At 66.4% G+C, this 25,435-nt stretch carries 21 protein-coding genes; 18 read left to right on the top strand and 3 right to left on the bottom strand.

All coding sequences use genetic code 11. From position 1 onward, the window contains the following. The first annotated feature begins 78 nt into the window (after window positions 1-78). Genes AC1DT7_RS03865 through AC1DT7_RS03855 form a run of 3 tightly spaced genes read left to right on the top strand, consistent with a single transcriptional unit; the run spans window position 79 to window position 2,467 of the window. A complete protein-coding gene (locus tag AC1DT7_RS03865; protein WP_478034375.1) occupies window positions 79-1,011 on the top strand; it encodes a hypothetical protein in 933 nt (310 codons plus the stop codon). Then, window positions 1,011-2,156 (top strand): class I SAM-dependent methyltransferase, encoded by a 1,146-nt coding sequence (locus AC1DT7_RS03860; RefSeq protein ID WP_478034374.1) that lies wholly within the window; start codon window positions 1,011-1,013, stop codon window positions 2,154-2,156. The genes AC1DT7_RS03865 and AC1DT7_RS03860 overlap by 1 nt, the downstream gene beginning before the upstream one ends. Further along, on the top strand, window positions 2,153-2,467 hold the full coding sequence (locus AC1DT7_RS03855) for a hypothetical protein (RefSeq protein ID WP_478034373.1): 315 nt from the start codon (window positions 2,153-2,155) through the stop codon (window positions 2,465-2,467). Before AC1DT7_RS03860 ends, AC1DT7_RS03855 begins: the two co-directional genes overlap by 4 nt. 381 nt (window positions 2,468-2,848) lie before the next feature. On the opposite strand, the gene AC1DT7_RS03850 is transcribed toward AC1DT7_RS03855, so the two are convergent. From AC1DT7_RS03850 to AC1DT7_RS03840, 3 genes are all read right to left on the bottom strand, one after another. Beyond that, window positions 2,849-4,348, bottom strand: a complete 1,500-nt coding sequence (locus AC1DT7_RS03850; RefSeq protein WP_478034372.1) for a DUF389 domain-containing protein — start codon at window positions 4,346-4,348, stop codon at window positions 2,849-2,851. A 136-nt stretch (window positions 4,349-4,484) separates the two neighbouring features. Next, the gene (locus tag AC1DT7_RS03845; RefSeq protein ID WP_478034371.1) at window positions 4,485-5,798 is read right to left on the bottom strand and encodes a chloride channel protein; all 1,314 of its coding nucleotides are present in this window, start codon (window positions 5,796-5,798) and stop codon (window positions 4,485-4,487) included. Between the two features lie 281 nt (window positions 5,799-6,079). Beyond that, window positions 6,080-6,775, bottom strand: a complete 696-nt coding sequence (locus AC1DT7_RS03840) for a response regulator transcription factor (protein WP_478034370.1) — start codon at window positions 6,773-6,775, stop codon at window positions 6,080-6,082. Between the two features lie 503 nt (window positions 6,776-7,278). On the opposite strand from AC1DT7_RS03840, the gene AC1DT7_RS03835 reads away from it, so the two are divergent. The 15 genes from AC1DT7_RS03835 to AC1DT7_RS03765 are packed head-to-tail and all read left to right on the top strand — an operon-like array spanning window position 7,279 to window position 25,425. Then, entirely contained in the window at window positions 7,279-7,617 is a 339-nt protein-coding gene (locus AC1DT7_RS03835) for a hypothetical protein (RefSeq protein WP_478034369.1), read from the top strand. Further along, window positions 7,617-8,210 carry a Pvc16 family protein gene (locus AC1DT7_RS03830; protein ID WP_478034368.1) on the top strand — a complete coding sequence of 198 codons (594 nt, stop codon included), beginning with the start codon at window positions 7,617-7,619 and terminating at the stop codon, window positions 8,208-8,210. The genes AC1DT7_RS03835 and AC1DT7_RS03830 overlap by 1 nt, the downstream gene beginning before the upstream one ends. Then, a complete protein-coding gene (locus AC1DT7_RS03825; protein WP_478034367.1) occupies window positions 8,207-9,100 on the top strand; it encodes a hypothetical protein in 894 nt (297 codons plus the stop codon). Before AC1DT7_RS03830 ends, AC1DT7_RS03825 begins: the two co-directional genes overlap by 4 nt. Before the next feature lie 15 nt (window positions 9,101-9,115). Then, the gene (locus AC1DT7_RS03820) at window positions 9,116-11,359 is read left to right on the top strand and encodes a phage tail sheath subtilisin-like domain-containing protein (protein WP_478034365.1); all 2,244 of its coding nucleotides are present in this window, start codon (window positions 9,116-9,118) and stop codon (window positions 11,357-11,359) included. Window positions 11,360-11,371: 12 nt separating this feature from the next. Further along, window positions 11,372-11,827 carry a phage tail protein gene (locus AC1DT7_RS03815; protein ID WP_478034364.1) on the top strand — a complete coding sequence of 152 codons (456 nt, stop codon included), beginning with the start codon at window positions 11,372-11,374 and terminating at the stop codon, window positions 11,825-11,827. A 3-nt stretch (window positions 11,828-11,830) separates the two neighbouring features. Then, window positions 11,831-14,638, top strand: a complete 2,808-nt coding sequence (locus AC1DT7_RS03810) for a phage tail sheath C-terminal domain-containing protein (protein WP_478034362.1) — start codon at window positions 11,831-11,833, stop codon at window positions 14,636-14,638. Further along, on the top strand, window positions 14,638-15,114 hold the full coding sequence (locus AC1DT7_RS03805) for a phage tail protein (protein ID WP_478034360.1): 477 nt from the start codon (window positions 14,638-14,640) through the stop codon (window positions 15,112-15,114). The genes AC1DT7_RS03810 and AC1DT7_RS03805 overlap by 1 nt, the downstream gene beginning before the upstream one ends. After that, window positions 15,111-15,923: a CIS tube protein gene (locus AC1DT7_RS03800; RefSeq protein WP_478034358.1), complete on the top strand. Its 813-nt coding sequence runs from the start codon at window positions 15,111-15,113 to the stop codon at window positions 15,921-15,923. Before AC1DT7_RS03805 ends, AC1DT7_RS03800 begins: the two co-directional genes overlap by 4 nt. A 10-nt stretch (window positions 15,924-15,933) precedes the next feature. Continuing rightward, window positions 15,934-16,086 carry a hypothetical protein gene (locus tag AC1DT7_RS03795; RefSeq protein WP_478034356.1) on the top strand — a complete coding sequence of 51 codons (153 nt, stop codon included), beginning with the start codon at window positions 15,934-15,936 and terminating at the stop codon, window positions 16,084-16,086. Between the two features lie 3 nt (window positions 16,087-16,089). Beyond that, window positions 16,090-17,157: a phage late control D family protein gene (locus AC1DT7_RS03790; RefSeq protein ID WP_478034354.1), complete on the top strand. Its 1,068-nt coding sequence runs from the start codon at window positions 16,090-16,092 to the stop codon at window positions 17,155-17,157. Next, window positions 17,154-17,879, top strand: coding sequence for a phage baseplate assembly protein V (locus tag AC1DT7_RS03785; protein ID WP_478034353.1), 726 nt, complete (start codon window positions 17,154-17,156; stop codon window positions 17,877-17,879). The genes AC1DT7_RS03790 and AC1DT7_RS03785 overlap by 4 nt, the downstream gene beginning before the upstream one ends. Further along, a complete protein-coding gene (locus AC1DT7_RS03780; RefSeq protein ID WP_478034351.1) occupies window positions 17,876-19,957 on the top strand; it encodes a hypothetical protein in 2,082 nt (693 codons plus the stop codon). The genes AC1DT7_RS03785 and AC1DT7_RS03780 overlap by 4 nt, the downstream gene beginning before the upstream one ends. Continuing rightward, window positions 19,954-20,343, top strand: a complete 390-nt coding sequence (locus tag AC1DT7_RS03775; RefSeq protein WP_478034350.1) for a GPW/gp25 family protein — start codon at window positions 19,954-19,956, stop codon at window positions 20,341-20,343. Before AC1DT7_RS03780 ends, AC1DT7_RS03775 begins: the two co-directional genes overlap by 4 nt. 10 nt (window positions 20,344-20,353) lie before the next feature. Next, window positions 20,354-22,621, top strand: coding sequence for a baseplate J/gp47 family protein (locus AC1DT7_RS03770; RefSeq protein ID WP_478034348.1), 2,268 nt, complete (start codon window positions 20,354-20,356; stop codon window positions 22,619-22,621). Further along, the gene (locus tag AC1DT7_RS03765) at window positions 22,621-25,425 is read left to right on the top strand and encodes a phage tail protein (RefSeq protein WP_478034346.1); all 2,805 of its coding nucleotides are present in this window, start codon (window positions 22,621-22,623) and stop codon (window positions 25,423-25,425) included. Before AC1DT7_RS03770 ends, AC1DT7_RS03765 begins: the two co-directional genes overlap by 1 nt. Window positions 25,426-25,435 lie beyond the last annotated feature (10 nt).

Below are 25,435 nucleotides of genomic sequence, written 5' to 3'. Positions count from 1 at the left end.
TTTTGCCACGAATTGCTCATTTGATATAGAAATAAGTGTAATCGGTGATAATCTGCTGCTCATGAAAAGCCCGCGGACATGACCGACTGGACCTCGAACGGCGATCCGCTGTTGACGCGGTTCCGCTTTGCCACGGTCGCCACCCCCGATCTCGACAGCTGCGTCGGCGACTATGCCGCGCTCGGCTACATCGCCCGCGACAGTAGCACCATCGCCCCTGATCTCGCCGCCAGCTGGGGCACCCCCGCCATGGCCGGACAACGTTGTGTCGTCCTCAGCACCGAGGGCGCCAGCGACGACTATCTCCGCCTGGTAGAGATCGCTCCCGTGTACGGTTACCGCGCCCTCACCACCTATGGCTGGGCCGCGTTCGAGATTATCGTCGACGACGTCTACGAGGTCCATAATCGCCTCAACGCCTCCGCCTTCACCATCGTCGGTGAGCCCCGCCCGCTGCAGTTCATGCCCTCGATCGTCGCGATGCAGGCCGTCGGCCCGTCGGGCGAATGCCTTTATTTCACGATGGAAAGCGGCGACCGCGCTACCTCGATCCTCCCGCAACCGCGCTCGCTCATCGATCGCCCCTTCATCCTGGTTGTCGCGGGGCCGGACTTCGACACGCTGCGCAACTGGTATTGCGACCTGTTCGATCTCAAGCGCCGCCCCCTTCGCGACAGCCGGATCGCGCTGATCCAGACCGCCCAGGGCCTCTCCGCCGACACGGTTACCCGGATGACCACCGCGGGCCTGCGCGATCATGGCTATCTGTTCGAATTCGATGAATATCCCCCTGGCCCCGGCCTGATCGCCGGCCCGCGTCCCTGCGCGCCGGGCATGCTCCCACCCGGCTGCGCCATGGCTAGTATCGCGACGGTCGCGATGGACCGGGTCTCCCCGCTCGCAATCATGCCGCCGGTGCGGCGCGACGGCCCTGGCTACGACGGACGGCTGGCCTGCACGGTACGCGGGCCGGCGGGCGAACTGATCGAATTCATCGAGGAGGCAGCGTGATGACCAAGGCCATGAACGTCCGCGACGTGCAACACCCCATCCTGCCGCGCGCCACCGCCGAGGAACTGAGCCGCCAGCGCGCCGTGGTCTCGCTGCGCAAGCTGCTCAACGCACGCGTCCGCCCGGAAAATGTCCGCCGCTTCCATGACGAGGGTGCGCCTGCCTTCGCCGCACGCCACCAGCGCCAGCCGCAATCGCCTGACGACATCTCGGCTGCCCTGTTCGAGTCCCCCGGCTACCGCCTGTGGAGCGCCGCCAATCGCGCGGCACAGGAAATGATCTGGGTTTCGGTCGGCGAGCCGATCTTCCGCGATCGAGACAGGATGCAGGCCGCCGCGCGAGACCTCGCCGCCTCCCCCGATCGCAAAGGCAGCCTGACGCTCGACCCGTCCTATGATCCCTCGCCCGAACTGGCCGGCACTGACGTCCATCTCCAGCCTGGCGGCTATGCCCGGGACGACGGACCCGACGATGTCGTCGCCGGCGCCTTTTACGAAACCGGCGGCAACGTCTTCTCCTTCGGCCAGGGCGCCGGCAAGAGCGACAGCAAGGCAGGCGTCATCTTTCGACTGCTCGAAGACACATTCGCCGGGTTCGAACCGAAGCGCATCCTCGATCTCGGCTGCTCGGCCGGTGCAGCTTCCGCCGCCTATGCCGATCGCTTTCCCAATGCCGAGGTGCACGCGATCGACATTGGCGCCGGCATGCTCCGCTACGCGCATGCCCGCGCCGAAGCGCTCGACGTCGCAGTGCATTTCAGCCAGATGGACGCCGCCGACCTGAAATATCCCGACGATCATTTCGATCTCGTCGTCTCGCACAACATGCTGCACGAAATCGGCGCCGACAAACGCCGCCGCGCCATGACCGAAGCGCTGCGCGTGGTGCGGCCGGGCGGACTGGTGATCTTCCAGGACGTCGACACCCGCTTCGCGCCTAGCGATGTCCACCGCGTCGAGAAGAACTGGGACACACGCTTCAACGGCGAGATTTTCTGGCAGACCTATACCGAGTCCGATCTCGAGGCCGACATGCTCGCCGCCGGTTTCGCCGCCGCGGATGTCGCCGAACATAACGTTTCCGCCGTAAGCAACCTCAACCGCTGGTACGTGATCAGCGGCCGCAAGCCTGCGACCGCAGCATGACGAGCGCAACTGACGCGATCCGCGCGGTTATCGCCTCTGGCCGCGGCACCCGACCGGCGAGCCTGGACAATGTCGAGACCGAACATGTGCTGGCCATCGCGCTGGCGATGTTGGTCGAACTGTCGGTGTCGAACGACCGGATCGACCGCCTCGAGCGCGAAGTCTCCGAGCTGCGCGGCGCAACGGTCGAAGAATTTCGCGATGCCCCGCTCTCAGATACCGCCGTCGCAGAGCGTCGGGAAGCGCTGGAGGCACTGCAATTGCGCGTATTGCGCATCATGGTCGATCCCCGGGCTGCCGGGGCCTCCTAGAAGTCGAACACGACCAGGATTGCACATATCCGGGATGGCTAGGGTAATTTGCGCACTCGTCGGGTTTGAATTTTTGTAGGATGATCTTGAGGGCGCCGCAAATGACGTCGAAGGATCGCGACTGGCCCTGGCGAACCCCGAAACAGAAGTTTCCTCGGTCGTCGAGAAGACCAACCTCGAGTCCTTCGGTCGATCCGGATGTTATTGCCGCTCCTGCCTCGGGATGGCGACACGGCCGCTTGCCTCAACTGGTCGCTGCACGCGATCGAGGCCGCGCCCGACTGGCGACTTCCTCGCCATCGTCCAACCAGCCTCGATGCAGCTGTGGCTCCGCGCTTATGAGCCTAAGACCTGGGCCAGCGCCCGGAAGCAGGGTTTGCCTCAGCGGGATCCGCCGGGATCATTTTCGTCCGCCGTCCACCTGAGCCGCAATCGTCCGCCAACGACGCCCGCGATTGCCCGTCCGCCGCGGGCGTTTATGCCCGCTGCCACCGCACCGCGCAGCCTTGATGCGCCGCCGTCCACTATCAGGTCCTTGTCCAGGCGCCCCGATGCCCATCCGGCCAGGTCCAGCGCTTCATTGTCGATGACGCCATCCTCGATCGTCAGGCCCGGCAGTGGCGCGTCACCAGGCGGGGAAAGCCGGACCTCCCAGGTCGGCAGCGCGGATCGGGCTCTCGCTTCCAGCGCGCGATAGCCCACGATGGTCAGGCCGGGTAATGGTGCGGCCGTCGCCGTTAGAATGCGTTTGGTTGGATCCACGCTCACCGCTGAGGATGCGATGCCGGCGATGAGTGCCAGATCCTCGGATGCACGCTGCTGCGCGTCCGGTGACGTCGCTTTCGCGGTGTCGGCCGCTCTCGCTATCTGCGCGGCCTCGGCGGCTCCTGTCTCGGGCGAGATACGCAACTGGTCGACATGGACATCGACCCTACGTCCCAGCCTCGCCTCCAGATCGTCCGCCAACGAGCGATCGGCCCCGGTCTCGACTCTCGGTGTCAGCATGACTGCCCGAATCCGCATCGGCTCCACGCTCTGATCGATGTCCAACTGGCTGAGCCTGGCGCCCTCGGGGAAACGGGTGCGCAGGGTTTCTCGCGTCTGGCGTTGCGCGACCGCCTCAAAGGCGATCTGCCTGAGCGAGGCGCCGAGCGGCACGGACAGAAGTCCCAGTGCGCAGACGAAAAGAACCAGCTGCCATCCAGTGTGGTGCGGGGAAAGATGGCTGCCGAACCCGTACGCGCGTGCGACCAATGCGGCGGTAAGCGCGATCGTCACGGCGTTGGTCAGAAACAGGAGAAGCGAACCGGAGAATATCGTCCAGTTCCAGGTTGCGATGCCGAACCCGACCACGACGAGTGGCGGCATCAGCGCGATCGCGATCGCGACGCCCACCACGGTGCCGCCACGGCCGCGGATCAGCGCGTAGCCACCCGCGATCGCCGAGAGCAGCGCCACGAGAAGATCGAACAGGGTCGGCTGCGTCCGTCCTGCAATCTCGCTGGTGACCGTCTGGACTGGTGAAATCGAAATGAGCACCACCGACAGCAGGATTGCAAGCAGGGACCCCATGACGAGGGCGGTCGCCGCGCGACGAACTTCGCCGAAATCGAGTGTCGCGATTCCGAAGCCCAGCCCGATGATCGGCATCATCAGGGGCGAGAGCAGCATCGCGCCAATCAGCACCGCGACCGAAGGCATGAGCAACCCAAGCAAGGAGATCGCCGCCGAAATTACGATTAGGAAAGCATATCGCCCCGACCAGCCCGCCTCTTCCCTGATCTGCTTGAGTACTGCATCGTGGTCGACCCCGCCTACCGCCGCGATCCGCCACCAGCGCCAGAATTTACCACCTCCGGCCCGCTCCAGCTTCGTCGTCACATCTGCCCCGTACCATTCCGCCTCGATTCAGGGGCTATGTCTGAAACGAAGGTATGTTCCATAGAAATTTTGAAGGGCCGTCCCGTCACAATGAATGCCGGCAAGTGGAGTTCACCTGAAAAGGCGATTCGCCCGATCAGGAAGACGGAGGAGCGCGCGGCGACACGAACGCCTTGGAAAGGCCATGATAAAGGCGTTCGCGACAGACCATTGCGCTGACCGCATCTGCGATCAGTGCTGTGGCGAACAGGGGAAGGATCATCCCTCGGCTGGCTGTCGTTTCGGTGATGATGATGACGGCGGTCAGCGGCGCGCGTACCACGCCGACGAAATAGGCGGTCATCCCCAACACGACGATGGCACCCGCTGGCGCGTCGCCGAACCACGGGGCAACCAGATTGCCGATGCCGGCTCCAACCGAAAGCGACGGCGCGAAAATGCCCCCCGGCGTTCCGCTGAGCGTCGTCGCCAGTGTCGATACGAGCTTGGCGGGGCCGAACCACAGCGAACCGCCCTGCGCCTCGACCAGGGCGCGGGTAGCACCATAGCCTGTGCCCCAGGTCGTGCCCGTTGCGATGCCTACGATCGCGACGACCAGCCCGCCGGTAAAGGCCAGGGCCACCGGGCGCGTCCGCAGCGCCCGGACAAGACGAAGATCGGAACGTCCGAAGCCTAGCACGCACCGGGAGAAAAGGCCGCCCGCCAGTCCGCCGACGATCGCGACGACGGGAACGATCATGACGACGGCACCGAGCCCGAGCGTCTTCCGCATCGCGCCGAAATAGACATAGTCGCCGGCGATGCCGAGGCTGACGAACCCGGCGATCATCACCGCTGCCATGACAAGGACCGCGACGCGCTGCTCATAGGCTGCCGCCAACTCCTCGATCGCGAAGGCAACCCCCGCGAGCGGCGTGTTGAAGGCGGCGGACACCCCGGCTGCTCCGCCCGCGATATAGACCCCGGCACTGAGCGGCACCCGGAACCAGCGATGCACCGCGACCATGATCGCGGCGCTGATCTGCACGGTCGGTCCCTCGCGTCCCACCGATCCACCGGCGAGCAGCATGACGAGCGTCAGGCCGAATTTGGCGGCCGCCGTCCGCAACGACACCAGCGGACCGGCGCACGAGGTCTCGGGATCGCGGCTGGCGGCAATGACCTGCGGAATGCCCGAGCCGCGCGCCGGGGCGAACCATCGGGAGGTGGCGAACGCGACGGCCGCGAATAGCAGCGGCGTAAGACCCAGCGGCGCATAGGGCCACCGCCGCACGATGGTAGCGAAGGCCGCCTGAGCCTGGTCTCCCAGCATCGCGAACGCCAGGGCCACGAGGCCGAGCGTTACCGCGCCCAGACCGGTCGCCAGCCGCCGCTGGGCGACCGGCAACACCTCTCCGGTCGCGGCGGGCAACACCCTGTCGACGAGGGCACGGAGGTACGGGCGATTCACCGCGCCGCTCTTGGATCATATGCCAGCATTGCGCGCTTCTGGGCCATTTTGCCGCGCGACTCTACCCTCGGAATGATCGTCGGCTTTGGTTAGCTATCGCCTTGGACGGACTGGTGCAGGGCGCACATACACGTCAGATGATCGCGTGGCCGCATTAGGAGCGCGCCTCCGTCCGGTCTCCCCGCGGTTCGAATGGCAGGCGAAGACGAAACTACGGACGATGCAGGCGCAGTGACTTGCTGCCCTGACCTGCGATCAGGCCCTTCGCTTCCAGATGAAGCTCAGACCGAAGTCGACTCATAGATGCCCTGCCCCCGCCCGCCGCGCGCGACCTGCGACAGCATCAACATCCGCCGCTGCGGCAGATTGAGCTTGTCGAGGATCATGTGAACATGGTTCTTGACCGTCGCCGGGCTGATGCTGAGCACGCAGGCGATCTCCTTGTTGGACATGCCCTCCTCCAACAGCGAGGCGATCTCGCGCTCCCGGGGCGTCAGTGTCGCGTCGCCTTCCGGTCGCCCGCGGCTCGCGAGTTGCGCAACGCGCTGGAGCAGCCTTGTGGTTAATTGGGGCGGGCATACCGGAATACCGCTCAGCGCCCGCTTGGCTGCCTGGTTCAGGTCGGTGATCGTACCGTCATGATCGACGAACGCCGTCACGCCGGCTTCAGCGCCGGCAAGCCCCTCGTCCTCACTGGTCATACCGAATCCGATCACCAGTACCGGTGGAGACAAGGCCCGCGCGGCGCGTGCCGCCTCACGCGATCGGTCGCGCGAAATATCGACGAACACGATCTCGACGGCACCCGCAGCAAGCGCGCCGCAAAGTTCCTCGGCGGAAATGGCGCCTACCACCTCGATATCACCGATCCGGGCCAGTCCCGCGGCGATCCCTTCGCGGTAGATCAGGACGTCGCTCACCACGAGCGCGGTGGGCCTCTTCCCACTGCCCGTGTCGCCGTCGCGGTGGCGTTCCATCCGTGAACTCCCTCTGACTGCACCACGCCGGCCGGTTCGAAAAACCGATCGGTCGAGATGGGCCGGACCAATTAGGCGCTGGGAAGAAAAATCCGCCCCAACATCATGATTAACGCTGAACTGACTACACAGCGCACAGCCCACCAAGCCAATAATAAATCTTGGGCATCGCTAAAGAGCAAAGGAAACCCCAAGCAACCGGGCTGTCGTGACCATAGTCCCGATCCGGGCATTCGAAAACTGGATTTAAGATCAATACGGTGTTTTCGACGATTCTCTGTCGCAACGCCATCGCCTCCCGGTCGCGCAATTGTACGGATACGACATTATGGACCGAAAGGTCTGGGCCATGGCGTGGGCAGTAGTCCGGCCAGCCGCCCCGGCCCATCGATCCGGGCCATCGGCCCTGCCCGTCAACCCGGGCCTTCCTATTCATCCTTGGGCTCATGCGCGCCGCGACACCATCGGCCTAGCTTGCCCGCCTGACCTCGAAGGGATGCGCAATGACGATCCGCGTGTTGCTCGGCGCTACCACTGCAATGGTCAGATCGGCGCTGCATGGCGCCCTTGCCGGATGTGAGGATATCGAACTGATTCAGCCAGCCGCCTCCGATACGGGTCCCGTGACCGGGGATGTCGATGTGGTCGTGCTCGACGAAGCGACCTTGCGCGACTTCCCAAAGGCGTTGCGTACCATTGTCGAGGCACCTCATATCGGCGTCGTCGCGATCGGCGAGGATGGCAGCGGCAACCTTTACCGGGTCGATCGGCAGGACTGGCGCTTCACCGCCGGACAGCACGGGCTCGCCGATGCTATCCGCGCCGTGGCGCGGGCCGGCTGATGGCCCAGTATCAGGCCATCGCTGCCGTAGCCGCCGCGATCCGCGGCCTGATCCGCGAACGCTATCCGCGCGATGCGTTCAATAGCCTGACGGTCGAGATCTATCAGGCCAAAGAGGTAGAGAAAGGTCTGACCGGCGACGGTTTCGCGATCCTCCCCTGGCGCGTGGCGATCAACACCCAGCGCCGCGCGCGTGGCCCACGAGTGGACATTTTCGGACGCAGGTTCAAGCCGTCGCTGCCGATCGACGTCAGTTTCATGATCATCCCGATCGCCTCGTCGTCTGAGAAGCAGTTGCGCATGCTCGGCTGGGTGATGCGCGCGCTTGAGGACGCAGGGTCGATCACGGCCGCCCAGCTCAACGATTACCTGACCGAGGACAATATCTTCACGGTCGAGGAGGATGTCGATCTGGTCTGCGATCCGCTCGCCCTGGCCGACCAGCTGAACATGTGGGACCGGATCCGCAAGCACCCGCTGTTCATCAATTACCTCGTCCGAATGGTGTTGATCGACAGCGTTCAGCCGCTCGACGAGAACGGCGTGGTGCTCGAACGCGGCTTCGGCGTCGGCATGACGGAGGAGGCGCTGTGACGCTCGCTCTCGTCTCGCCCGACCGTTTCGTATGGCACGTCCCGCTCGGCTTCGCCTTTCGCGATGCATCGGACCTCGGGCTGATCGGCGACGGGCTGCAGGTGCGCATCGTCGACGCCCACCGGCCGTTCCGCCAGGCGACGCTTGGCACGACGCCGAGCGGCACCTGGATGACACCACGCCTGCCCGGCCTCGGGTTCGAGCTTGCCGAAACCCCGAGCGACTGGCCCGGCAAGGCCCGTAGCTTCGCGGTATCGGTCGATGATCCCTTCCGCCGCTTCCTGCCAATGCGGTTCGCGGCGAATCTGCCGGTGCGCGGCAGGTTCGTCTGGCCAGCCTGGGCCGGACTCGACCAGGCCAGGATCGCGCCCTTGCTCCCTGCCGATGCGCCGGCTGCGTATAAGCCCGATTACCTGCCGCTTTTCCCCTCGATCGCCCGTGCGGCGCCTGGGCCGCGTTCCACCGTCCGCGCCCAGCTTGCCGAACGTCAGGCCGACGGATCGGACAAGCCGGCGTCCTGGGCGGCGATGACCGTCACAGTCGACGGCAGGATCATCGCGCTGGGGGTGGCGGGTGCGAACGGGTCGATCGCCGCGGTCGGCGCCTATCCCGCCCTTCCCGCCCAGACGCCCGAGGATGCGGTGAAGGGACGTGCCGAGGTCACCTGGAACGCCGAAATCGCCATTTATTGGGATGAGCTGACGGACGAGCTGCCCGATCTGTCCGCCATTCTCGGCCAGCTTTCGAGCCCGCCCCGCATCGCACTCAAGCAACTCAACAAGACCGATCCCTTGCCGGCCCAGCCGCTGACGCTCGGCCGTCCGCTCACGCTCGTCTCGCGGAAGTCGGCGAACGTGCGACTCTCGACGCTCTACCTCAAGCCGAATTGATCGAGGAGACTGCCCATGCCTGAATATCTCGCCCCCGGCGTCTTCGTGGAGGAAGTCTCCTACCGGGCCAAGTCGATCGAAGGTGTCAGCACAACCACCACCGGGTTCGTCGGCGCGACGCGCTATGGCCCGATCGACATCGAGCCCGACATCATCACCTCGCTGGTCGAGTTCGAGCGGGTCTATGGCGGTCGCCAGCAGCTCGAATTCGTCGATGGCGGCAAGCCGACCGACAATTATATGTGGAATGCGGTCCGCGCCTTTTTCGAGGAAGGCGGCAAACGGCTCTACGCCGCGCGGGCATTCAATGGTGACGAAAAACTGTGCTGCGCCAGCGTCCCCGGCGGATCGGCACCGCCGGCCAATGTCACCATCCGCGCCCGCTTTCCGGGCAAGGCAGGCGAAGCCCGCGTGCGGCTGCAATTCTGGGTCAGCCAGAATAAACTGGTGGTCGAAAAGGGCGTCGCCCAGCTCCGCGCCTCGCAGGACCGCGACGTGGTCTATATCGGTGGCACCGCTGCCAAAAAGGGCGTCTTCCTGGCCAATTACGACGCGCAAAAGGGCCTGTGGAGCTTCAGCCCGCAGGACGGCAGCGCCGACGTACCCCTGAAAGACCTGGCCGCACCTGCGGGTGCCGAAGTGCGCACCATCACCGCCACGGTCTATGTCGAGCCCACCGAGCCTGGCCTGCCCTTCTTCGCCGCGACCGGCCTCGCCATCGACCGCGGCCACAAGACGGCCGGCGCGGCGGATTCGCTGTTCGACTATTTCGCCGTTGATCCGGTCAACCTTTCGGCCGCGCGCTCGATCCCCATCGTGTTCGCGACGCTGAGCGAGGCCGACGCCACGATCGAACGTGACGCCGCCAAGCAGCGCAAGACCGATGCCGGTCCGGTCGACGTCAAAGCCAAGGCCGATGTCGTAAAGGCGAAGGCCGATCAGGCCACCGAACAGGGCAAGATGGACACGGCCAACGGCGACCTGGACACGGCGACGACGAACCTGGCCAACAACAACGATGCCAGCAAGGTCGCGGCGCTGACGCAGAAGGTCGATGAGGCCAAACAAAAGGTCGCGGACCAGCAGGTGCTGCTGGATGCGGCCAAGAAGAAGGTCCCGCTCGCCGAAGCCGCCGCCGCGGAAGCGGCCGCCGCGCTGGCTGCGGCGACGGAGCAGCTTGCGGCCGCCGAACTGGTGCTCACCGCGGCGGCAACCGACGACGTCAATCCGCGCAACGGTGCCAAGCTGGTCTGGGACTATCACGCGGGCGGGGCCGCCGATAACCGCTTCCTGACCACCGACCTGGAAAGCAGCACGGGAAACGCTCCTTTCCTCGACGCGGTATTCTTCCTGACCGGCGGCAGCGACGGCGACATGCCGATTGCAGACTCGTTCGAAGGAGCGGAGGATCCGGACACCAACCGCAAATCCGGGCTGAAGGCGTTCGAGGATATCGAGGACATCTCGATCGTCGCCGCGCCCGGATCGACCTTCACCGCGACCAGCGCTCAGGCGGTTGCCAATCTGCTGATCGGCCATGCCGAACGCATGCAATATCGCATCGCCGTGCTGGACAGCATCAGGGGCCAGTCGATCGCCGACGTACGGGCTTATCGCGCCATGTTCGATAGCAGCCACGCGGCCTTTTATTATCCCTGGGTCAGGATCGTAGATCCGAACACCGGCCAGGAGAATCTCTATCCGCCCTCGGGCTTCGTCGCCGGCATCTATGCCCGCAACGACGTCGAGCGCGCGGTCTACAAGGCCCCGGCCAACGAGGTCGTCACGCTTGCGCTCGGTTTCGAGAAGCCGATCAACAAGGCGCAGCAGGAGGTGCTCAACCCGGAGGGGATCAACTGCTTCCGCTTCTTCGAGGGGCGCGGCATGCGGCTGTGGGGCGCGCGCACCGCCAGTTCCGATCCCGAATGGAAATATGTCAATCTGCGCAGATACTTCGCGTATCTGGAGCGATCGATCGACAAGGGCACGCAATGGGCCGTGTTCGAGCCGAACGGCGAGCGGCTCTGGGCCAATGTGCGCCGCACGATCGAGGATTTCCTGCTCAACGAGTGGCAGTCCGGCGCGCTGCTCGGCGACAAGCCCGAACGGTCCTATTTCGTGAAGTGCGACCGCTCCACCATGACCCAGAACGACCTGGATAACGGCCGGCTGATCTGCCTGGTCGGGGTCGCCCCCCTGCGTCCTGCCGAATTCGTCATCTTCCGCATCGGCCAGTGGACGGCCGACCGCAAGTCATAAGGGGATATCGTCATGGCAGTGCTGAGAGAGAACCGGCCATATGTCCAGTTCAACTTCCTGGTCGACCTGGGCGACGGCAATCCGGAGAGTCCGCAGGCGGGCTTCCAGGAGATCAGCGGCATCGGGATGGAAGTCACCGTCTCCGAATACCGTGTCGGCAACAGCAAGGAAAATTCGGTGATGAAGATCACCGGCATGAACAAATCGACCGATGTCACCCTGAAGCGCGGCGTGATCGGCTCGCTCAACCTGTACAATTGGCTCCACCAGATCCGCAACGGCGATCAGAACGCGCTGCGCACCGTGACCATCACGCTCAAAAGCGAGGATCATACCCAGGACGTCCAGGTCTGGAAGCTGCTCCGTGCCCGCATCACAAAATACACGAGCGCCCAGTTGAACGCCAAGGGCACCGATGTGGCAATGGAAGAACTGGTGCTCGCCTATGAGCGGCTGGAGATGGAATAACCCATGTTCGCCGGCGACGCCCTTCCCGGCATCCGTGTCGACATCGCCCCGGCGCCCGTTGCCGAGGCGCTGCCGCGCATGGACGTCGCCGTGTTCGCGGGGTTCGCCGAGCGCGGGCCCTGCCATGTGGCGATCGCCCTATCGAGCGTCGCGGCCTTTGAAGCGGTATTCGGCGGCGATTGCCCGCTCGCTTATGATGGCGAGGGCGGCGAACGGCTGACCGGCAATCTCGCCTCGGCCGTCCGGGCATTCTTCTCCAATGGCGGCAAGAGGTGCTGGGCGATCCGGCTGGCCGAGACAGCGCAACTGGCCGCCGTCCGCGCAGCGACCCACGCCGTCGATCCGGGCTCGCGCCCCGCCTCGTCCGGCAGTTTCCTGATGCCGGGTCTGCTTCGCCGCCTGCCCGACCTGGACGGCGCGCCAAGCGTCATCTCGCCCGCCCTGCTCGACGCCGCCAGCCTCGGCTCCTGGTCGGACGCGATGCAGCTTGCCGCCCGCGTATCGCACCGGCCGCTCGCGATCACAGGTCAGCACCGGATACGTTTCGGCCTGCGCTTCGCCGACCTCGGCGTCCTGGCACCGGGCGACCTGATCGAACTGTCGGGTGGCAATGGCCTTGTCACCCGTTACGCCAAGGTGGTGCGGCTGGCCGAAGGCGATGTCCTGGCGCTGTGGATCGCGTCCTTCGCCCGCATCGCCGATGCCGAAACCGGGCCGGCGATCGTCAAGCAGGGCCATGCCTGGATCGCCGGTGAAACCGGCAGTTTCGCGGCAAGCCTGACCGAAGGACTGGTCGCCACCCTGACGTTCGACGCTCCGGCACCGCTCACCCGCGGCCGCTGGGTGCGCTTCCAGCACCAGGGCGAAGCCGACTGGTTGCGCATCGATGCGATCGAAGAGAACAAGGCGATCGGCCCGGCCTGGCAGCAGGTCGCGTCGCGCCTGCCCGGTGGGCCGCTCGCCGCGGCCAGGGTCACGGTCGACATTGCCGAACATCGCCCCGGCATGGACCGGGTGCATGCCGGCCTCGCCCCGTCTCCCGAGGCGGCCGGCGCGATCCATGGCCTGACCGATGCCGATCTCTATCATGCGGATCCCGCAAACCGCACCGCTGCGATCCGCCCGGGATTTGCCATTTCGAGAGACGAAAGCGACCTGATCGCGCTCGGCTATTCGGGTGACGGCGCCTTTGCCGATATCGCCGCGCGGTTCGGCACGCCGGACTTCACTGTCGCCGACCGCCTTGCGCTGCGTTCGGCATGGCTGCCGATCGGCCTTGAAACAAGCTTCGCCGAGCCGGTGGGCCCACTGCCGCAGCCGGCCGATCCGCTGGTCCGTGACGGGCTGTCGCGGTTCGACGAAAGACTTTTCCTCGACCCTCGCCTGGCCGACCAGCGGGGCGCGGGACTGGCCCAGCAGGCAGCGGCGATCCTCGATCTCGGCGAGCAGAAGCTGTTCGGCATTCATGCAGCCTTCGATATCGCTGGCGACCTTTTCCCCGAACCGAGCCTGCTCGCCGTGCCCGATGCGGTCCAGCCGGGCTGGGACATCGGGCAGACACCGGATGCAGTGCTGCCGCCGCAACCCGGCGCCCCGGTCAATGCCAATTGGCGCACCCACTCGGGCGGTTGCCTGCCGTCGGACATGCCTGTGCTTGAGACACCCGACTATGGCGCGTTTCTCGACAGCAGCACCAGGCTGCTCGCGATACCAGAACTGACCGGGCCAACGGCACCGGTGGCGGCGGACATGTTCACCCTCTCCTGGGGCCCGCAACCCGCCGACAGCGTAGTGGTACTCGAAGAATCGGCCCGCACCGACTTTTCGGACGCGGTCGAGATCCTGCGTGAAAAATCGGTGCAGCATCTCGATATTCCCGGCCGCGCGCAGGGCGTGCATTATTATCGCCTGCACATCGAGCTCGACGGCAATGTTTCCCCCTATGCCGGCATCGCCGTGGTGCTGCGCAAGGCAAGCTATGTCGCGACCCCGGTCGACACGGCATTGCTCGCCCTGTTGCAGATCGCGACCCTGCGGGTGGCCGGCGCGGGCGGCGACTTCTTCGCCCTGCTGTCGCTGCCGCGGCATTTCCGTACGGCCGAGGCGACCGCCCATGCCACCCGGCTCGCGGCCCTCGCGCCGGGCGCTGGTTCGGCGAGCCGCCTCGGCGCGGACGAAGCGCGGCTGCTGTCCTTCGGCGCACTCTATCACCCATGGCTGGTGTCGCGCGGCAATACCGGCCTGGTCTCGTCGCCGCCGGACGGCGCGATAGCCGGGCTGATGGCCGCCCGAGCGCAGAACCGCGGCGCGTGGATCGCCCCGGCCAATGATCCGGTGCAGGATATCGTGGGCCTCGATCCCGCGCTGCCCGACGGCGAATTGCTCGCGCTCGATCGTGCCCGGGTCAACATGGTCCGCAGCCTGCCGATGGGCTTCGCGCTGCTTGATGCCGATACGCTGTCGAACGAACGCGACTGGCGCCAGATCAATGTCCGCCGGCTGATGATGCTGCTCCGCCGCACCCTGCTTCGTCGCGGCATGACCTATGTCTTCGAACCCAATGGCCCGGTGCTGCGCCGCGCGGTCGAGCGCAGTCTCACCGCGACGCTCGACGATCTGCAGCAGCGCGGTGCCTTTGCCGGTGCAACGTCGGAAAAATCCTTCCGCATCGCCGTCCAGCAAAGCGATGCCGATATCGACGCCGGCCGCCTGATCGTCGAGGTGGCCGTCGCGCCCTCCCAGCCGATCCGTTTCCTCACCCTCCGCCTCGTCCAGCAGGGCGCGCGGCTTTCGATCCTTGAGGAGGCATAGTGGCTGAAGCACCGCGCCCTTTCACCGCCTTCAACTTCGCGGTCGAGATCTATCCCGACGGCAAGAGCGATCCGCTTGCCAGGGCAAGCTTCGCCGAATGCGACGGGCTTGAGATCACGCATGAGTTCAAGACGATCCGCTCGGGCGGCGCCAACGATCACGCATACCGCGTGCCCGGCACGATCGGCTACGCCAACCTCACGCTGAAGCGCGGCCTCACCGACAATTTCGATCTCTGGACCTGGTTCGCGGACTCGATCGCCGATCCGTTCCTTCGCGCCAATGCCGAGGTGGTGATGTTCGCGGAGGACGGCAGCACCGAACGTGCCCGCTTCCAGCTCAGCCGCTGCATCCCGGCCAAGATCAAGGCGCCGTCTCTCAACGCCAAGGACGGCACCATCGCGATCGAGGAATTCGCGATGGCCTATGAGAAACTCCAGCTCGCCATGCCCGCGCCGGCGGGAGGCGCCAAATGAGCGAGCAGGTTCTCGTCAAGGCGCGCATGATCGAGCTCAAGCAGGACCTCTCCGATGAGAAGCCCGGCGGCAAGAAGGTCGATGTCCAGTTCAATCCGGAATCGATGAAGGTCACCTTCGCCAACCAAGTCGCCGAACCCAAGGGCGGCGACCAGAAGGCAGGCACCGCCGGCCGCCAGTTCGTCGGCGCCGGCACCACCAAGCTCGCGCTGACGCTCTGGTTCGACGTGACCGCGATGGCGCAGAACGCCGTAGACGAAGTGCGGCGCCTCACCACCCAGATCCTCTATTTCATGACGCCGCAGGAAGCGGAGAGCGACAAGAAGAAGCTTGCGCCGCCCGGCACCCGCTTCTCCTGGGGCTCGTTCATCTTCGACGGCATGGTCGAGGGGTTTGAGGAAAGCCTCGAATTCTTCTCGCCGGCCGGCAAACCGCTCCGCGCCAGCGTCACCCTGACGCTCGCCCAGCAGAAGATTCTGGTCACCGATTATTCGAAGACGACGGGCCTGGTCCCGTCGCGCCCCGGCCAGCGGCCTTTCACCCCGGCGCCGCAGAAAACCAGCCTCCAGAATATGGCCGGCGCGGCGGGCAAGGAGGATTGGCAGGGCGTCGCCGCCGCCAACAATATCGAGGATCCGCTGCGCATGTCCCCCGGCGCGCTGATCGATCTCGACGCGAGCGTCAGTGTCAGCGGCAGCGCGGGCTTCGGTGTCGGCGTCGGCTTCGGCGCCAGCGCGTCAATCACCCCGCCAAGCATAGAGGCAGGGGCCGCCGTGTCGCTGTCGTCCCCCAGACTGTCGATCAATTGAGGAGCATGGCATGGCCGTCGTCATCGACGAATTCGAAGCGACCGGGGAACCGGCCAATGACGCCAAGGGCGATGCCGGGCCACCACAGGAGCCGCGCCCGCACGAAACCCGTCGTCGCCTCCGCGCCGTCGCCCTCCGTGCCGCCCGTGTCTGGTCGCGTTGATCGATGAGCGCCGAGGTCGCCCGTCTGCCGATGCGCCCCGCGCGGCCCTCGATCTTCATCGAGGGGCAGCGCAACCCACAGCTCGAGGCCGGGCTGCTGCGCTATGAGCTGAGCGACAGCATCGAAGGCATGGCGCGCGCGGAGATTTCGTTCGGCAACTGGGGCGGTGAGGACAAGCCCGGCTTCCAGTATTTCGATCGGAAACTCCTGGATTTCGGCAAGAAGCTGAAGGTCGGCGTCGGCGATTCCGATGCCCTGTTCGAAGGGCGCATCACCGGTATCGCCGCCGATTTCCCCGAGGGCGAGGCGGCCCGCATCACCATCTTCGCCGAAGACCGGCTGCAGGACCTGCGCATGACCCGGCGCACGCGCTGCTTCGCGCAATCCTCGCTCGGCGATGTCGTGCGAAAGATCGCACGGGAACATGGCCTCGACGCGCAGGTCGACACCCAGGCGCCGGCCGTGCCGCTGCTCGCCCAGCTCAACCAGACCGATCTTGCGTTCCTGTTCGACGTGGCGCGACGCTTCGACGCCGATATCTTCGTCCAGGGTACCGCGCTCCACGCCGCGCCGGCGCGGACCCAGGAGGGCGTGAAGCTCGCCTGGGCCGGCACCCTCCGCTCCTTCTCCGTACTCGCCGATCTCGCGCATCAGCGCAGCGGTGTCGTCGCCTCGGGCTGGGACGTCGGCGAGAAGAAGGGCGTCAGCCACAAGGGCGCAAAATCGGCGATCGAATCCGAACTCAACGGCGACACCGCCGGCGGCGACATCCTCGTCCAGGCGCTCGGCGAGCGTGTCGACACGGTCGCGCACGGCGTCCCGCGCACCGCCGATGAAGCGAGGCAGCTCGCCGAGGCGAGCTATCGCCACATGGCACGCGGCTTCGTCACCGGCGAAGGCGCCTGCGAGACCGATCCCAAGCTGCGCGCCGGGGTAAAGCTCGACCTCACCGGTCTCGGGCCGCTGTTCGACGGCGGCTACCGCGCGATCTCGGTCACGCATCTCTACGACCCGGAGCACGGCGCGCGCACCGAGTTCCGCTGCAACCGCCCGGGGATCAAGCCGCTATGAACGCGCTGACTCTCCTCGAAGGCGATCGCCGCCAGGCCCAGCTCGACGAGCGCATGCCGTTCGGCCTTGGCGGCATCTGGTACGGCGTCGCGCCGGCGACGGTGATCGACATTGCCGATCCGGACGGCACCGGCCGCGTGCAGGTCACCCTGCCCTGGTGCCCGGATTCCGCCGGCGGCCGTTATGAGGCATGGGCCCGCATGGCGACATTGTTCGCCGGCAAGGATCGCGGCAGCTGGTTCATACCGGACGTCGGGGACGAGGTGCTCATCGCGTTCGAGCATGGCGATCCCTCACGGCCCTATGTCCTTGGCGGCCTGTGGAACGGCACCGACTCCCCACCCGAAAGTGCGAGCTCCCAGAACAATCTCAAGGTCATCAAGTCGCGTAACGGCGTTACCGTCACGCTCGATGACACAAATGGCCAGGAGAAACTGATCCTCGAAACCCCGGGTGGCCAGAAATTCACCCTGAAGGACGGTCCCGGCGCGGTCGAGATCGAGGATTCCAACGGCAATTCGATCAAGCTGGAGACGGCGGGCATCACCGTCACGGCGGCGGCCAAGGTGACGGTAAATGCGTCCCAGGTCGCGATCTCGGCCGGCATGGTCCAGGTGGATGCCGGCATGTCCAAATTCTCGGGCGTGGTCCAAGCCGACACGATCATCACCAACAGCATCGTCTCGGCCAGCTATACGCCGGGCGCGGGGAATATCTGGTGACCGCGCTCGCCCATCCGCTCACCTGGGCCGCACCCCGGCCGATGTGGCGCGGCGCCGCCACGCCCGGTCGCGCGCCGACCATCCTGCGTTTCGCAAATGACGAGTTCATGGAGCAGCTTCTCGGCCTGCTGGAGACGGATCCCGGCGCGCTGAGCGATCATGTGGCCCGGCACGAGACCTGGCGCTCGCCCCAATTCCAGCAAAAGACCGAGGATCTGGTCGAGCGTGTCCCGCTGCCCGCACCGTTGAAGCTTGCGCGCCTCAAAACCCGGCTCGGCCGCGCGCCAAAACCGATTGCCGCGGTGCCGGTCGATACACCCCGCCTGAAACTCTATCAGCCCGCGCATCAGCGCTTCTATATCGCCGCCGCCACGCTCGCCTGTGCGATCCCCGGCCTACCCGACCGAAAGCTCGCTGGCGGCCATGAACAGGTCGGCTTCGTGCTGCGCCGCCTGATGCCGGCGAGCAAGGACGCGCCTGCCGGCAGCCGGCTCTACGAATATGGCTTCGTCAAGGATGCGACCGGCGCCCGCTGGCAGCGCGTCGCCGAAGGCGATGAGGGCGTGCTCGTCCCGGGCGAAGAGCGCCTGCCCGCCTTCCCATTGGCGCATCAGGATGGTCACGACCTGAAGCGGACGATGTGGGGCGGCCTCATCCCGGTCGGCCGCCGCGAGCAATATCTCAGCGCCGCGATCACCCGCACCGCGCGCCGCCTCGTCGAGGGTCAGACCGAGGCGCTCCAGGGCGCCGCCCCCGTCACGCCCCGCAATTCCAAGCTCGCACGCACCACCGAATTCAAGATCGATTTCGCCGAGCCGTGGAAGGCGCTGATCCAGGCGGTGGTGAAGGCCGCCAACGACATCTACTTTGATAACGGCGACGGCGCGACGCCTGCCAACAAGCAGCTTAGCATCCGCAAACGCAACTGGGGCTATCAGTCGCAAAGCTGGCTGCTGCTGCTCGACCTGATGGCCTTTCTCGACCGCCATCTGCCGACCGTCGCCCAGGCCGTCCGCCAGTCTTCTACCGGCACGCTCTCGGGCGACAAGCTGACGCTCTACACCTGGCTGTCAGCGGACATGTCGACGGGCGACCGAGACACGCTCAACAATGGCTTCAAGCCCGACGACTCCAGCAACATCAATCGTCCTGGTCACCTGCGTAGCCTCGCCGAAGCCTTGCGCCAGGTCGACAGGCCGGGCGTTGCGGCGCTGCTCGAAGGGGTCGAAACCCAATATCGCGATCATAAGGACGATCGGCCCAAATGGCCCCCGTTCCACTATCTGCTCGCGGGCATCGCCACCAGCGACGGCGCCGGTAACGGCATCGCGGCGGCCGGCACGTTCCGCAGCCTTCCGCCGGGCAATCCCGTGGCAGCGACGGACACGGAGACCGACGCTCTCACCGTCTCGCTCACCGGACCGTCCGTGACTGGCCTGTTCGACATCAATCAGGTCGACAAGCTCACCGTGCTCGTCGCCCGCGCGCTCGACACCAGCGACGAGGCGACCGCCCGCGCCCTGCCCTTCGCGCAGCAACTAGCCCAGACCATGGCCGACAGCGTCGGCGACACCGGCCAGTTCCGGCTTCGCTTCGTGCACCTCAATGCCGATTGCGGCCCGGTCCATCCACCGGTCCTGTCGCAGCCCAGCGTGCCGTTCGAGCTGGCCAGTTTCTTCGACCCCGACGCCCCGGCACGGCCAGTCCGCATCAGCCTGCCGATGGACACCAGCCCCGCCGGCCTGCGCAAACATGCGCGCGGCACCGCCTTCGTCCTGTCCGACATGCTGTGCGGTCAGGTTCAGCGCGCCAAGGGCATGGGTTTCATCGATCTCGTACTGCAGGTCCTGCCCTGGCCGCTGCACAAGGAGATCGACACCGGCGACGGTGGCGGCTGCAAGAACGGCAATATCGATATCGGCATGATCTGCTCGCTGTCGATCCCGATCGTCACGCTGTGCGCGCTGATCCTGCTGATGATCATCGTCAGCCTGCTCGACTTCATCTTCCGCTGGATGCCGTTCCTGGCCTTCTGTTTCCCGGTGCCGAAGTTCAAGGGCAAGGGGAGCGGCGGATGAGCAGTCCCTTTGGCAAAGGCCTGGCCTTCCCACCGCGCGTCGACGCCGCCGGCCGGATGCTCTGGTCGGAAGGCGAGCGCAACATCCAGGAATCGATCGCGGTCATCCTGAAGACCGACCTGAACGAGCGTGTCGGCCTGGCCCGCTTCGGCACCAGCCTGAACGCCTTCCTGTTCGAACCCAACAACGCGGCGACCCATGCCCGCATCGCCCATTCGATCGACGCCGCGCTGAAGAAGTGGGAGCCGCGCATCACCGTCGAGACCGTCGATGTCGCCGCCGACGCCGAGGCCACCGAGACCGCAGTCGCCACCATTACCTATCGCCTCGTCGCGACCGGCGCCGCCCAGCGCGTCGCGATCGACGTCCCGCTGGCAGCGAGCTGAGGAGGCCCGGATGCCGCTCCCCGTCCCCCCAATCGACAATCGCCGCTACCAGGCGCTGGTCGACGAGCTGATCGCGCGCATTCCGTCGCACACGCCGGAATGGACCAACTTCACTCAGTCCGATCCCGGCGTCACGCTGATCCAGCTCTTCGCGCACGTCACCGAGAGCCTGCTCTACCGCACCAACCAGATCCCCGAGCGCAACCGCGCCAAGTTCCTCCAGCTGCTCGGCGTGCCGCTTGCCCCGGCGCGCGAGGCACGCGGCCTCGTCGCCTTCGTCAATGAGCGTGCGCCAAAAGGAACCCTGGTCATCCCGCGCGGCAGCGAATTGTTCGCCGGGACCATTCCGTTCCGCACCGCGACCTCGCTCGACGTGCTGCCGGTCGAGGCGAAATTCTATGTCCGCCGGCCGATCACCACACTCAGCCAGGAGCAGCAGGATTATTATGCCCTGCTCTATGCCTCCTATAACAAGCCGTTTCCGCAGCCGCTGAACCTCTACGAAACCGTCGAGGTGGTGAATGGCCAGGGCGTGGACCTCGCCCAGACCGTCGATCACAGCCTGTGGATCGCGCTGCTCGGCCGTAAGGACGACCGCAAGGTGACCGACACCGATGCGGGCGGCTGGGACGATCTGCGCGGCAAGCTGGCGGGACGGACCTTGTCGCTCGGCCTGATGCCCGATCAGGGCGCGGACCAGATCGTGGCGCGGCCCGGTACACCGCCGCCGGCCGCCGACGGACTGCTCCGTTTCGAGGTGCCGGCGCCCGGCCCGGTTGCGCTCGACGCTAGCGGTCGCCCCTCGCCGACCTATGTCCGGCTCACCGCGCGCGCCGATTTCGATCCGCTGACCCAGCCCGGCATCGTCGAGCTGGCACTGCCCGGCGCAGCCGCCGGCATCGATTATTGGGACAATCTCGATCCTCTCGAGGCCGGCGTCGGCGATCTGCCCCCGGCGGTGGACTCGCCCGATGTCTCCGGGCGGCTGGTCACCTGGCTACGTGTACGCTCGGGCAGCACGACCGACGTGAAGCTGCAATGGATCGGGATCAACGCCGCACAGATCCGCCAGCAATTGCTGATCAACGCCGAACAGCTCGCCATCGGCGACAGCACGCCTGATCAGGCCCGCCAGCTTCGCCAGTCCCCGGTACTTGGCGGGTCGGTGATGGTGACCAGCATCGACAACAATGCGCGCCATGACTGGCAGGAGATCGACGACCTCCGCGCGGCAGGACCCGAGCTGCCGATCGCTGGCGCACCTGATATGGGCGATCCGGTCGACGTCTTCTCCTGCGATCCTGAGGCCGGAATCATCCGCTTCGGCGATGGCCTTACCGGTCGCCGCCCGCGCCTGGGCGAAGCGCTTTACGCCAGTTACGCCTGCACCGAGGGTGCCGAGGGCAATGTCGCTGCCTTCATGCTCAAGGCCGGGCCGATGCTTCCGGCCGGCGTCAGCGCGACCAACCCGGTTCCGACCTGGGGTGGTGCCGAGGCTGAAAGCGTTGCGGCTGCCGAGAAGCAGATCCCGCGCTTCGTCACCCACCGCGATCGCCTCGTCACCGCGGACGATTTCCGTGCGATCGCATGGCGCACGCCCGGCGTCGCGATCGGCCGGGTCGAGATCCTGCCCGCCGCCCATCCCGATGTCACCCCGCTGATGATCGGGTCGGCGCCGGGCGCGGTGACCCTGATGGCGATCCCGACGCGCGATCCGGCGCACCCCGATGCGCCCCGCGCCGATCGCCCGTTCCTCAATGCGCTGTGCAATTATCTCGATCCGCGCCGGCTGGTCACGACTGAACTGGTGCTGCGCGGCCCCGACTATGTCGGCATCTGGATCTCGATCGGTATCGACGTCGCGGGCGGTTATGCCGTCGCCGAAGTCGTCGAGACGGTGACGGCGCGGATCAAGGCGTATCTCAGCCCGCTCGCGGCGCCGGGCATGCCGATGCCGCAGCTTCCCATGCTCTACGGTCCGGATATCGACCCGGCGCTGCGCGGCTGGCCGCTGGCCCGCCCGGTCCATTCCCGCGCGCTTCTCGCCGAGGTGGGGCGCGCCGCAGGGGTGGTCGAGGTTGCCGATGTCCTGCTGGCACAAGGCAGCAAGGCGGGGGCGGACTCGGTCGAGATGTCCGGCCTCCAGCTTCCCGAGATCCTCGGCATTTCGGTGGTCGCCGGACCGCCGCTGCCGCTCGACGTGCTGCGCGGCGCCACCGCGACGCCCACCGCCGGCGTCAGCCGCCTGCCGGTCCCCGTTCTGGCGGAGACCTGCTGATGAACGTCAACGGCTCCCGCTTCCACATGCTGCTCGGCGCGGACGATTGGGGTTCGTGCACGAGTGCCGCACCGAAGCCGGTCAAGCTTGCGCAGCAATGGCATGCGCTCGTCCAGGATCCGAAATTCCCGGCCTATGATACCGTGAGCGGTCAGCTCACGCTCCTCCCGCTGGTCGAACCGATCCCGGATACGCCGGGCGAGCCTCGCTTCACGCCGGCCGACCACCGCGACGCGGCCGCCGACCGCAATGGCAATCTCTACGTCGTCGCCGATGACCGGCGCGGCCTGTTGGTTCGGTCCGCGGGCGACACGCGCGTCACGCCGTTCTGGCCGTTCGGCCTCGGTCGCCGCCGCAATACTCGTGCCTTTACCGATGCGATGCCGGATACGCCTGCCGACACCGTCCTTGCCGGCCTTGCGGTCACCACCGGCGATTTCCTGATCGTCGGCTTCATCGCCAATAATGCTGCAGGTTTGCTGCGCTTCGACCTGGTCGGCGGCGGTGCGCCGGAACGGACGATTCTGCCGTCAGGTCTCATCCCCGCATCGCTCGCGCCTACCTGCGACGGCGGGCTGTGGCTGCTCGACGCTGCGACCCCGCGACTGGTCCGGCTCGACAGCGACCTTCGCCTTGCCGCCGAACCGGTGAAGGACGCCGCCCCCGTTTTCGCACCCGAGGATTCCGACCCCAAGGCCGATCATTTCCGTGCCGAAATCGTGATGGTCGATGTCGGGACAGCAACCGCGCCAGTCGCGATCGCCACGCTCTGCGACGGCAGCGTCATCCTGCTCGACGCGCCAGTGAAGGCCACCGCTTCGCTCCATATCGTCGATCCCGGCACGAAGCTCCTCCGCCCGTTGATCGCGCTCGATTTCATCGCCAGCTGCTTCACCGCGACGACCCTCGACGACGCGCCCGCCTTGCTGCTCGCCGACGCCGGGGGCAATCAGGCGCGCCGTGTCCGGCTCGTCGAGCGCGATGGACGCTGGGAGGCAAGTGCTCTTCCCGACACGCTGCCGCTACGTCGGTTCGGCGGCCGCGCCCTTGTCACGATCAGGGACAAGGTCTGTTACGACAGCGGCGCGACCGATCCGATCTGGGTGCCGGTAGTCGAAATCCGCCATCGCAAATTCGCGAAGAGCGCCACTTTCCTGACCGCTGTCTACGACGGCGCAGAGCCGCAATGCGTGTGGGACCGTATCCGCCTTGATGCCTGCATTCCGGCTGGCGCCTCGGTCATGATCGAAGCCCGCGCCGCCGACGACCCCGCCGCCATTGCCATACTCGCCACCGGCTGGATCGCGCAGCCTGCCCTGGTCCTGTCCCCCAGCGGCCCCGAACTACCGGGCAAACGCGCCATCGCCGCCATTGCCACCGATGCAACGGCCGGCAAGGGAAGCTGGGACCTGCTGCTCCAGAACGTCACCGGCCGTTACGCCCAGTTGCGCATCACCCTCAGGGGCGACGAGCGCGTCACGCCGCGCCTGCGCGCCCTGCGCCTCTGGTATCCGCGCTTCTCCTGGGTCAAGCGCTTCCTGCCCGGCGTCTATCGCGAAGACACGGTGTCGGCGTCGTTCCTCGACCGCTTCCTCGCCAATTTCGAAGGCATCGAAACCGGCATCGAGGATCGTATCGGAGGCGCGGAAGCGCTGCTCGACCCGCGTACCATTCCCGCCGAGATGCTCGACTGGCTGTCGAGCTGGTACGAGGTCGCACTCGACCCGTCCTGGGACGAGCGCCGCCGCCGGTTGTTCATTGCCCATGCCGCCGGCTTCTTCGGCTGGCGCGGGACGATTCGTGGCATGCTGCTGGCGCTCAAGCTTGCGCTCGACACCAATGTCACGGCGCAGGATTTCGATCTCGATCGCGCCGCCTGCCCATCCCCAAGGACGATCCGCATCGTCGAGGCCTTTGGTAGCCGCACCCGCGGCCGGGTCTTCACGCCCGCCGATCCGATCTCCACGCCGGGCATCCGCAGCCTGGACGGCGACTGGATACCCGAAGAGGGCGCGCCGGGGCTCTGGGCACGATGGCCTGTGAAGCCGGCGCCGGCCGGCCGCTTCCCGCTTTTCCCTCGCGCCGGCGAGGAAACGAACTGGGCAGCACTGGTGCAGGCCCAATTCGGTTTCGTGCCGGCAGTCGGCCAGGGTGAGCGGGCGCGCTGGCAGGCCTTTCAGCAAACTATCGGCGCGACCTCCCCCGTCGACGACCTGCCGACGACGGCGACCCAGGACTGGCTGCGTTATGTCGCCCTGCCGTCCTATGACCGCTCCGCCTGGCAGGACTATCTGACCGGCCGGTACCGCACGCTCGACCGGCTCAATGCTGCGCACAATAGCGGCTGGGACGATTTCGCCTCGATCCCCCTGCCCGACTATCTTCCGGGCACCGCCGCGGCGGCGCGCGACTGGCTCGCCTTCGAGGGGCAGGAACTGCCGATCGGTCGCGCAGCGCACCGTTTCGCCGTGCTGCTACCCCGCACCCGCGTCGATGCCGACCCGGCGCAGGAAGCTGCCGACCTTGCGCTCGCTCGGCGGATCATCACGCTGGAGAAGCCGGCCCACACCATTTTCGACGTCCGCTTCTACTGGGCGATGAACCGCGTCGGCGAGGCGCGCCTCGGGCTCGACAGCGCCATCGGCCAGGGCAGCCGCGCACCCGAGCTGGTGCCCGGCGCAGTGCTCGGCCGCGCTTATGTTGGCGCGTCCTTCGTCGGCGGGCCCGACACCGCCCCAAGGCAGGGAGCGGATCGCATGCTGAGACAACACACCCAAGGGGAGCCATTTCATGGGATGCTGTAGCCCATTCACG

The organism is Sphingomonas sp. P3_C6, assembly GCF_056402595.1.
Note: the sequence above shows the minus strand (reverse complement) of the source record. Positions and strands in the feature narration are given on the sequence as shown.